3 protein-coding genes are annotated in these 12,001 nt (G+C 45.4%); all 3 read left to right on the top strand.

Features of this window, described 5'->3' with window-relative positions:
• A partial coding sequence (locus AB4323_RS12990; RefSeq protein WP_372152658.1) for an RTX toxin occupies positions 1-8,468 on the top strand: 8,468 nt, incomplete at its 5' end.
• 33 nt (positions 8,469-8,501) lie between these two features.
• Positions 8,502-10,661 carry a type I secretion system permease/ATPase gene (locus AB4323_RS12985; RefSeq protein ID WP_372152656.1) on the top strand — a complete coding sequence of 720 codons (2,160 nt, stop codon included), beginning with the start codon at positions 8,502-8,504 and terminating at the stop codon, positions 10,659-10,661.
• Complete coding sequence (locus tag AB4323_RS12980; RefSeq protein WP_017059471.1) at positions 10,654-11,979, top strand: HlyD family type I secretion periplasmic adaptor subunit; 1,326 nt, start codon at positions 10,654-10,656, stop codon at positions 11,977-11,979. The genes AB4323_RS12985 and AB4323_RS12980 overlap by 8 nt, the downstream gene beginning before the upstream one ends.
• The last annotated feature ends 22 nt before the right edge of the window (positions 11,980-12,001 follow it).

Raw genomic sequence — 12,001 nt, 5'->3', positions numbered from 1 at the left:
CGGACATCAGTGTCGATTTTGATGGTTTTGGTGATGAGTATTACAACTTAGCCGAAATTACTAATGGTGCCTTGGTTGGCACGGTTGAGGATGTTGAAGACGGTCAAACGATCACTATTACCCTTACCGATAGCCTTAATGTCTCCCAAGTTTATACGACCACAGTAGTTGGCGGAAATTGGACGCTGACAGGTCAAGACTATTCGGGGTTTGCAGAAGGAATCTTAACCGTAGAGGCTAGCGTTACGGATGTTGCGGGCAATACTGTTACTTCTAGCGATATAATCGTTAAGGATACTCTGGCAAGTATCACAGCAAAATTCGATGATGCCGACAACATACTCAACACTGAAGAGGTTCAATCTGTTCGTCTACAAGGTGTTGTTCAAAATGTAGAAAATGGACAGCCTATTACCGTCACAGTTTCGGATAGCAATAATCAGTCTATCACGTTACAAACCGTAATTGTTGCAGGGGCTTGGAGCATCGATGATGTCGATCTGTCTGCATTTGCGGATGGTAACATTACCGTAGAAGCAGTTACCGTTGATATTGCAGGTAATGAAACAACGGGCACAGACTCGACAGGACAAATTAATACCGTACCGCCTGTTATTGATATTGATACCTTGTCTGGTTTCAACATCTTGGATTTCCGTAGCGGCGATTTAACCACCATGCAGGGGACAACCGATGTCTCCGAAGGCTTACCTGTTTACATCGAGATCAATGATGGTACTCAAACGCTGACTTTTGTTGGAATCGTGGATGCGTCAGGTGGCTGGCTAGTCGAGAATATTGATGTCTCTAGCTTAGACCCATCTACTGAGTGGATTATAGATGCGAGAGTGGCCAATTCGATTGGCAATGAAGTCAGCGATGACATGCCAAGTATTATACTGCCAGGTTCAGTCTCATTTTCTGAAAGCACGGTCGGGATCTTCGGAGATCAAACCCAAGTTGCTGACATCAATATTCAGTTTGCTGACGAGTTTGCTTTTAGTGCAAACCAAGTCTCTGCCGAGGGAGTGACGTCTCAAGGTCAATCTATCGCTATTGCATTAGAGTCTGACGGCCAAGTGCTCAAAGCAACACGAACCGATGGAACACTGGTTTTCGAAGCTAAGATTGTTGGAGATACCGTTGAGATCACCTTTTACCAAGCGGTTGACCAACAAGCTGGTGAAGAGTTACTTCAAACGGCGATCATTATCGAAGGTCTTCAGATTGATGACGATGGAACCACTGAGCTCGTTTTAGGCGAATTACCGATCACGATTCTAGATTCCGAACCTTTGCTGTTCGGCGAGTCTTACTCGATGGTTGAAGGTGAAATATCGTCAGGCAACGTTCTTAGCAATGACATTGACCTTGATACTGCTCTAACCATTAGTAGCGTCGAAGTTGGTGGAGTCAGCAAGGACATTTCAGGTGCAACTCCTGCGGTGTTCAATACCGGGGATGGTGTATTGACCGTATTTGCCAATGGCCAGTGGACCTTTGAAGCAAATCGAAATCTAGATCATAACCAAGACCATACCGTTATCTTCAATTACGTTGCCGCTGACTCTAGTGGTGATTTTGGCTCTGCAACGGCGACCATTGATATCACTGATGGTGCGGCAGGACAGATATTGGATGATTCGAAAACGGTGACGGAAGTCGACGTTACCTCCGGTTCGCAAACCATCAATGCTCAATTTACTATATTAGGTGGTTCGGATAACCCAGACCCAGATTCTATACAATTTAGCCCTGAGACTGTCGCGCAACTAGAAGTATTAGGTATCACTTCGGGAGGCGACGCTACAGCACTTACTTATACTCTCAGCGCAGATGGTCTCATTATTACAGCTAAGCAAGGTGATGATGATGTGTTCTCGTTTTCAATGACGACAACGGTCGACGGGAACAATGTACTTGCCGATATTGTATTAGTGATTGAACGCCCACTCGATCATGTTATCACCAGCGATTTACTCACGATTCCGTTGAATATTATTGGTACAGATACTGATGGCACTGCTTTAGAAAACGGCCAAATATCATGGGTGATAGAAGACGGTAATGATCCGAGTTTAGTTCTTGATTCAAATGCTTCAGTCAACGAGTCTGATTTAAGCAATGCTCCTGTCGGTGAAGTCAGTAGCACCGGAACCTTCAGTATCGGGATTGGCAGTGATTACTTAGACAGTGTGTTCTTTGATCTAGCAGACCAACCTCTGCTCTTCAGCGGCGGTGAACAGATTTATTACACGGTTTCTGAGGATGGAACATTATTGACTGGCTACGCAGGGCCAGTAGCTGGTGGTGACGTTGCCTTTACTGTGAGTTTTTCCGCGCCCGTATCCGGTGATGTAGACAGCAGTGTGGATTATGTCTTCACACTGTACAAAGGTTTGGATCAAGCCAATGGCACAGATACCATACCGTTTACTGTTACAGCCCGTGATTCCGATAACGACCAAACTAAACTAGATTTAATCGTTTCTATTACCGACGGTGGTGAGCCAACGATTGGCAGCGGTACGGTTGAATTGTCTGAAACCCCAATTGCGGATACTACTCCTGATGGCGTAAAACAGAGTGCAGTGGTTAATTTGGATATCACGGCATCGCATGATCCTATCGTTTATCTTGGTATTGATGTGACAAACGGTCAAGCCGTTTTGGATAGCGACGGTGAAGCAATCACCCATAATGGCGAGGCTTTATCTTGGAGAGATAATGGTGATGGCAGTTTTGATGCGATATTAAGTAATGGCGATGTCATTATGCAGATTCGTCTGCCATCTGATTATTTCTTAGAAGCTAATATCTCAGGTACCGTTGCCGTTGAGATTGATTTATATCGCTCTATTGATCATGGTGCTGGGTTAAAAGATACCGAATTGAGCATACCGGCCACGGTTGTCGTTATTGATTCAGATGGTTCGCGTTCCACCCAAAAATCAGACATTAAAATATACGATGGTAAGGATCCTGCATTCTCGATTGTAGGCAGCATATCTGTCGATGAAGATGGACTCATTGGTGACAACGAACAAACTGGGACTGAAGAACCAAGCCCATCGATCGCTATTATCCAAGGCTCGGACGATATCGCATCAGTTTCAGTTAATACCGATGCTTTTGACGCATTAGCTTATACCAGTGGTGGGCAAGCCATTTCATTGCAGGCAGTGAATGCCGATGGTTGGTATTACGCTCAAGATACGTCGGGTAACGATATCTTCCGAATTCGTTTTAACAACGATGGCACAACAGAGTTCAATCTATATGCGCCGCTTGATCATGCTACGGGTGATGGTGAAAATAATCTTGCTGTGAATTTTGAATTGGTCGTTACTGATGCCGATGGTGATAGTTCTGATCCGGCTATTTATGTTGTTAATGTTACGGATGCAGTGCCAACTTCTCGTTCTGGTTCCATTGAAATGGTGGAAGGCGATAATCTCAGCGGACAGTTCTTAACAGAAGAATTTGCTGGTGCGGATGGCGCCGTCATTGTTAGTTTTGACTATCGCGGTGATACCTACACTTTTACCGATGTAATTACGTCAATCGAGATTGATCTCATTAATGATTTTGATAATAGCGTCTACGGTCAGTTTACGCTTAACTCTGATGGCAGCTACCAACTGACTACTAATGCCAATGTATCAACTGACCCTACCGATCCTCGATTAATCGATGACATTGATTATTTGGTTCGCGATGCCGATGGTGATGAGGTCACGAGTACTGCTGAGCTTATTCTGGATGATAACGAAGGTTTTATTCGTTATGAAGATTCTGAAACCACAGAAGACAATGACGCGATTATCGTTGTAAGTGTGGCAACCGGCGATGTCGACCAAAGCGAAACCGTTACTGCTATCGAGTTCTCAGAAGCATCGCTAAACGGTGGTAGCTTGTACCTTGATGGGGTGTTGCTTCAAGTTGTAGACGGCAAGGTCACCTTGTCTGGAAGTCAATTGGCAGCGATTGATAGTCAGTTCACTGGGCCTAATGGACAGTTGACTTATCGTCCCGCGCTTCATGAATCCAATACCACCTCAACGGTTATCCTAGCGATCAACGCAATCATTAGCACTGATACGGATCCTAAAGAACTGACGGCTGATGTTGCAGTGTCTGTTTTACCGGTGGCTGATGCACCGGATTGGTCGGCTTCCGTATTCTCCTATCATTCAGTAGAAGATGACTCAGACCCAGTCAGTTTGGACATAACAGCTCAGCTGGTGGATCAAGATACGTCAGAAACATTGAGCTACCAGATTAGTGGGATTCCTGACGGCTTGAATTTGACGTTAAATGGCAACGCAGTCAAAGAAGGGAAATCTTACACACAGGCTCAGATTGATAAAATGGAAATCAGGGCTGACGACAACCTAGCGGGTCGCTTTGAGTTTGAGATTACTGCGGTTGCAACAGAGTCTGGCAATTCATTCGCTGACCCAGATGATAAAACGGCAAGTATTGTACATACCGTTACTGTCGATATTTCACCTGATGCTGATACTCCTCATGTGTCTGTTAAAGACTACAAGGGACTAGAGGATGAAGCTATTTACCTCAAAGACGTTATTGAAGGCGCTTTGGCGGACACCGATGGTTCTGAATCGTTAAGTTATATTATCCAAGTTCAAGATGGCTGGTCTGTTGAAGGTGATGGTACCGCAAAGATAGGCAATAACTCCTATTCAGTCACTGCCGAAGCTATCGCCAATGGTGTTGCTTATATTCAGCCTAAAGAAGACATCAGTTCCTTTACTGAAGATCTGTCAATAGACGTAACAGCAATAGCGACTGAGTCGACGATCGATTCACTTATTCCTATCAATGGGCAAGCGTCAAGTGATACAAAAACCATCAATATCTTTTTGAAAGGTGTTGTGGATGAACCTATCGCGGTAGACGGTGGTAATGGTCATTGGCAATACGACAGTGACAGTAAAGTCATCAGCAACCAATCGGTCTTGAATGAAGATGGGTTAATACAGCTCGACTTCCTCATACAAACGACGGATGACGATGTTTCAGAAGAGATCAACATACTGCTTACTAACATTCCTGAAGGCACTTTGCTGGTGGATGCGTTGGGTGAACCAGGCTCGCTGACGATTGCGTATGTTGATGATGTGACAGGGCCCGTATTCCAAGTTTCTAACGCTCAACTGGATGATCTGTATCTCAAGCCAGTTCTTGATTTTAGTGGTGAATTAGAACTCACCGTTATTGCTATCTCAACTGAGCCCGATGGTGATTCGGGCGAGTTTCCTATGACACTTAAAGTAGAGCTAGCGCCGGTCGTTGATCAAGAAGACGGTCAAGTGGTCAGTACTCAAGGCATCGAAGACAGTCAAATCGGCCTGAACCTTGAACCTTCAGTGAATCAGGATATTGATGGCAGCGAATCCTTGACGGGATATGTCATTGATAGCCTACCTGCAGATCTCACTCTTTATTTTGATGGGAGTGTTATTCAGGTCCCAGCTTCAGGCTTAGATTTGGATACTCTAGTGGACTCAACAACGCCAACGCTTTCGGATCTTCTAAGCAGCGGCAGGCTTTCTGTTACAGCGACAGAAGATTTAAGCGGAACATTCTCAATTCCTATCACCTATGAAGTCACGGATACCTCTCCAACTGGTGCAACGGATATTAAAGATATTACTGGTTCTATTAGCGTGACTGTAGATGCTCGTGTCGAGCTAGATACTCGATTAGAAGGCTCTACAGAGCTGTTACAGAGTACAGACGGCTCGCCTGTTGATATCTCTAACGCCGTGACGTTCGTCGACGCGGATATCGATGGGTCAGAGTACCTCGATTATATTTTGATCGAGATTCCCGACGGCTATTCGTTGATTGTTGAGCACCCTAATGGTGCCGCTCAAGATAGCTCTGGGAATTGGATCATATCTGCGGATGGGTTAACGAGTGACTCTTTCCAAGAACTCGCAGCGTACATTTTAGATAATGCGACGATTTCCAGCCCAAGTGATACTCCGGTACTGGATATTGTGGTTCGTGCTCGTGTGATTGATGGTGATGATGCGAGATATATTGATGCGACTTTCCCGCTGCAAATTACTGGTCATGACGGCGGTGGCGGTTCTTGTGACCCTGTTGGCCCACCAAGCCCGATTCAACCCGATGGCGAAATTAAAACACCTGAAGGGGAAGATATTGATCTCACTGGCTTGCTAAACACCGATGTTGGCAGTGATCCAGACAATGAAATCTCTTTCTATATTCCTGCCGATTCACTTCCTGAAGGCGTTGAGATCTCCGGTGATGGTGTGATTGCTGAATACGATGCTTCTGGTGAGATCGTCGGTTATTCAATCACTGCAGATGGACTTTCGAAACTAACGTTAACGGGCTTGGATGAAGATTTTGCAGGGTGTATTGATTTCACCATAGAGACAATTGAGACCTCACCATGTAGCGGTGATACGGTGACGACGGCCCAAACCATTAGTATCCAAGTTCTGCCTGTGGTCGATGACATTACGGTTGAAGCCGACTCCACAACCATTCAAGAAGACATCGCGACAGACCTTAACCTTGAACTGGTTCTTGGTGATAGCGTTGAAGATGGACAATTAATCACTGGTGAAGGCAATAGCGCTACCGGTAAAGAAACCGTTAACTCTCTAACGGTGAGCATTTCGAATGGAGCGACCTTGTCTGAAACTCCAACTGACACCGGGTTGTTAGTTGATAATGGCAATGGTACTTGGACGGTAACGGATCCTAGCCGCTTGAGTGATGTGTTAGTTACGCCACCTGAGCATTACAGTGGTGAAATTACCCTCACTGTGACAGCAAATATTACCGATGAAGCGGATTGCGTGACAGAAACGGATACGCAAGATAAAACGACGGTCGTGACTATTACTGTTGAGCCAGTCGCTGATGCGGCGAACTTGATAACAGAGGATATTATCGGAGATGAAGATAATTACATTTCGTTGTCATCACTTAGCGCAGAGCTGATTGACCAAGATGGTTCTGAAAACATGTCGCTTTCGTTGAAGGGAGTTCCTGAAGGCGCAGTTGTCGCGATTAAAATCGGAGACAACTATGAGTTGGTTCCAAACAATGGTGCTGATGGCGGTACCTTCGATGGAAACCCTACCTATGAGTGGCAGTTAGATCCAAGTCAGTTATCTAATCTAGTCATTCTGCCACCAAGAGACTTTAGTGGTGACATTAATCTGTCTCTAGAGGCGATTACTCAAGAAATTGGTACGACGGATATCCGTTATACACAATCTGAATTTACTGTAGGTGTTAACCCTATAGGTGACAAAGTTGAGTTCTTCGATTTACCTGAACAGCTCACTGGAAGTGAAGATGATGGCATCGTGATTCCTCTTGATGCCAATAGCTTTGAAACTAACAGTGATGAGTTTTTAGCAATTACGGTAACAGTGAATGGAACTTCGGACCCATCAGGGTTAGTTGGGTTAGACCGAATTCGAATTGGATCAGAAACCAGTTCTTTCACCAGTGTTGGTGGCATCATACAGGCGACGCTCCTCGTTAAAGCAAGTTCTGTTGATGAGCTCGAATTCTTTGCAGGCGATGCGTTTGGTAACCTCGATATTACGATTACCGGCCGAACGGTTGATCAAAATACGGTACTCGGTGAGTTAGTGGTCGACACGGGTGACCCGAGCTCGCAAGACATGACGCTTATTATCACACCAGAGCCTGATGCACCGTTATTGAGCGTTGAATATTCTTCGATCGTGGCAGAAGCAAGTGGCACGATTCCTCTTGGTTTAGACCTTTCTCTTGTAAACCCTGCTGATTCAGAAGTGGGCTTCATTACAATTCATGATATTCCCGCAGGTTTGACGTTCTCACACGGCTCTATGGTCGATGGTCAATATGTGGTGGACTTGGCAGATGTGCCTAACCTAGCGATTACCGGGGGCTACAACAGTGGTGATCAATTTGACCTAACGATAGAGCCGTCTGCAGAGATAGGCAATAACCAAGCGGTCGGGTTACCCCAAACCGTATCGATTGAGTTTGTCGCTGAAGGGGATTCTACGATTACCGCGACAGATGATAACGATCTGTTGATTGGCGGTACAGGCTCTGACAATTTTGTGTTCGCATCTTCAGGCTTAGGGAGTGCAGAAGCACCAAGCTACGATGTGATTCAAGATTTTGATGCGTCTCCAGACACTGATGCAATTGACCTCTCGGGTATTTTGGGAAGCCTAGGGCTTAATACAGGGCTAGGGGCAACACAATATCTAGATTTAGAAGAATCTGGTGAAGGTGTGACCATTTCTATTAAACCTAATGGTGACGAAGACGTTCAACAAAACATCTTGCTAGCTGATGTCACGTACGACGATCTGTATCAAGGTGACAGTAGTAGTGCATTAGAAGCACAAATTTTACAAAAAATGATAGAAGACAATAATTTAACGCTGTAAGTTAGATGTACAGTCTATAAAAGGAAGTTTAGATTGGTAGAACAAAAAGACAGCTGGCTAGCTTGTGTTGAGTGGTTGTGTGAGCATTTTAATGTTCGCAGTCACCCTTCCAAAATAGTGTCTGGCCTACCTTTAAATGAAGGCAGGCTCAATGAATCCCTTTTTCCAAGAGCGATTGAGAAATCGGGGTTAACGCTGAGCCACGTTAAAAAAGAATTATTGAATCAATGTCAGTTCCCTGTTGTTGCTGTTAATTCCGCGACAGGGAGTCCCGTTGTCGTCACTCAAGGCTCCGGTGGCGACTTTCAAGTATTGGATTGTGAAAACAACTCAAGCCAAGAAACATCGTTAAAAGACTTGGTTGCTCAAGTGGAATCGTATGTGTGGCAAGTGGGTGCTCAAGCGCTTGATGATGCGCGTGTTCAATCCCATGAACGTAGCGAGAATAAGTCCAACACCCGTTGGTTATGGCGTGTCGTCAAGGAAGTGAAACCTTGGTATCGAGACCTGTTTATCGCTTCATTCTTGATCAACTTGCTCGCGCTAGTAGTTCCTCTTTTTACCATGAATGTGTACGACCGTGTTGTACCAAACCAAGCGTTTAACACGCTTTGGGTGTTGGCGGCAGGCGTTGGTATTGTCGTTATTTTTGATTGGGTGTTGAGAAGCTCACGAAGCTCTGTGACTGACATGGCTGGGCGCTATATTGATAACAAGTTGTCTTCTCAACTGTTCTCTAAAGTCCTTGGTATGAAGCTGGAAAATCGACCTCAGTCGGTAGGCGCATTTGCCAGACAGCTTCAAGATTTCGATAGTGTTAAAGATTTCTTCACTTCTATTTCTTTGGTTACTTTAGTCGACCTGCCATTTACCTTGCTGTTCCTGTTCCTTATCGGTTGGCTTGGTGGTGCAATGATGTTTGTCCCAGTCGCAATTATGCTGGTATTGATTGTGCTGAGCATTGCGATGAAAGGTAAAGTCGAGAAAACATTCGATGAAACCGCACGTTTGTCGACACAAAGACAAGCCCAGCTGTTTGATTGCTTAACAACCCTTCCGGATATCAAGCAAAACAATGCTGAGGGTATTACCCAGAAGCGTTGGGAACAGACGATTTCGTCGCTCTCTCAATGGCAGACTCAATCTCGTCATTACTCCAATATCGTGACGCACTCTATTCAGTCCAGCCAGCAGATCGTTACCATCACTCTGATCATCTTCGGCGTGTATCAGATCTCTGAAGGCTTGCTGAGTATGGGTGGTTTGATAGCCGTTGTGATGTTGAGTGGGCGCGCTGCAAGTTCGGTGAACCAGCTTTCTCTTCTATTGCTGAGGTTCCAGCAAACACGTTCGGCCGTTGAAGGGCTGAATCAGATTATGGAGCTACCTCAGGAAGAGTCCAAACACCAAGTTATCGACAAAGGAGACTTTGATGGTGGGGTTAGGTTAGATGAAGTGACGTTTACTTATCCAGAGACTCAAAGCCCTGCATTAAAGGAGATTTCCCTAGAGATCAAACTGGGTGAGCGAGTTGGTCTTGTCGGTGCGGCAGGCGCGGGTAAAACAACTCTACTATCGATTGTTGCGCGCCAGTATTTGCCAACAACAGGACAAGCTTTCTATCAAGAAATCGATGGGCAATTATGGCCAACCAGCGTTCTGCGTAGTGGCATGGGTTGGGTAGGGCAAACCACTAATCTTATTTTTGGCAGTGTTTACGACAACGTTACGCTTGGTGCGACCAACGTTGATGAAGAAAAGCTAAGACAAGCTCTTCAACAGTCGGGTTTGAATGGTTACATGGGGCGCCTAAGCAATGGCCTTGAAACACCTGTCGGTGAGGGTGGTCGGTTACTTTCTGGTGGTCAGCGTCAAGCCGTTGCCATCGCGAGAGCTCTGTATCGTTGTCCAAAGTTGTTGATTATGGATGAGCCAACCAGTGCATTAGATAGTCAAGCTGAGATTCAATTCTTCAATGCGCTGCAAAGTATGCCGAGAGAAACCTCAATGCTAATCAGCTCCCATAAGTCTTCATTCTTGATGATGTGTGATCGAGTGATTGTATTGGATAAAGGTCAAATCGTGGCAGAAGGTGAACCTAAAGAAATTCTCTCTTTACAGAAGAAAAGTGTACCTAAAGGTACGAGCCGGTTTAAGACGGTATCTGTGGTGAAGGGAGGTCGTCATGAGTAATGATATTCAATGGACCAACAACCACTTAGCATTCCGCTCTCGAAAGCTGATTTGGTTGAGTGCTCTACTCATTGTATCAATTATCGGTTGGGCTACGTGGGCAACATTAGAAGAAGTCGTGATCGGTGAAGGTAAAGTCGTTCCAAGTCTTTCGGTGCAAACCATTCAGAGCTTAGAAGGTGGACTGGTTCAAGAGATCATGGTGCGACAAGGCCAATCTGTAGTGAAGGGGCAACCTCTAGCTAAGTTAGAAGACACACGTTTTAAGGCGGCGTTTTTAGAGTCGGCTCAACAAGCGGATACCTTGCTTGCTCAGCAATTAAGATTAAAGGCTGAGCTGTCGACGGTCGTTTTAAATAACGATGCGAAAGAGTGGTATGAGCGAGTGGTCTTGGTGCCTCAAGATATTGCGGTTGATGTATCAAGCCACCCTGCGTTAATGAATGCCAAGGCGAACTACCGAGAACGTTTAGGACAGTTGAAGTCTGAACTGGAAGAGGCGGCACTTCGTATCGAGCAACAAGACCAAGCTCGTGTCGATACGTTTAACAATATCCAGACTCTTGAAAGCAGCCTCGAGATTGTGATTCGTGAGCGCAACATGCTGAAAGACGTGGTAGCGAGCGGTGCTGTTGCGGAAGTTGAGCTACTTAAACTCAACCGTGATGTAGTCAAACTCAAAGGTGATATTGCTAGCTCAAAAGTAGCAGCGCAGAAGCAGATAGCTGCCTACTCGGAGTCGATAGCGGATCATCGAAGTATCGCTTTAGATTTTCGTACCAAAGTGCAAGGCCAGTTGAATGAAGTGGCGAGCAAGATAGCGCAGCTGAACGAAAGCCAGCAGGCGATTGCCGACCAACTCAAGCGTACTGAAATTGTCGCGCCCGTTGATGGCACAGTCAAAGAGATCTTTGTGCGTACCATTGGTGGTGTAGTTCGTCCCGGCGAGCCGATCATTGAGATCATTCCATCAAACAGTGACCTGATTGTTGAAGCGAGAATCTCTCCGCAAGATATTGCGTTTGTTCATAACGGGTTAGGTGCAACAGTGAAATTCACGGCCTACGATTTCGTCATTTATGGCGGACTTAAAGGCGAGGTGATTTACGTGAGTGCCGACGCCTTACAAACGGAAGACGGAAACGCCTATTATCGTGCCCATATTCAGTTAAACGAAGACCAGCAACAAAACTCTGCCTTTAGCATTATCCCAGGGATGCAAGTCGCGGTCGATATATTAACCGGAGAGAAAACAGTATTGAGTTATTGGTTAAAACCTATTTTACGAGCTAAGGAAAACTCACTTCGTGAACGATGAAGTGGGTTAAAGCATAAATATA

The sequence above is a fragment of the Vibrio sp. 10N.261.52.C11 genome (assembly GCF_041471405.1).
In the GTDB taxonomy this organism is placed as follows: domain Bacteria; phylum Pseudomonadota; class Gammaproteobacteria; order Enterobacterales; family Vibrionaceae; genus Vibrio; species Vibrio crassostreae_C.
The sequence above is the reverse complement of the archived record's forward strand: the minus strand, read 5'-3'. Positions and strand labels throughout refer to the sequence as shown.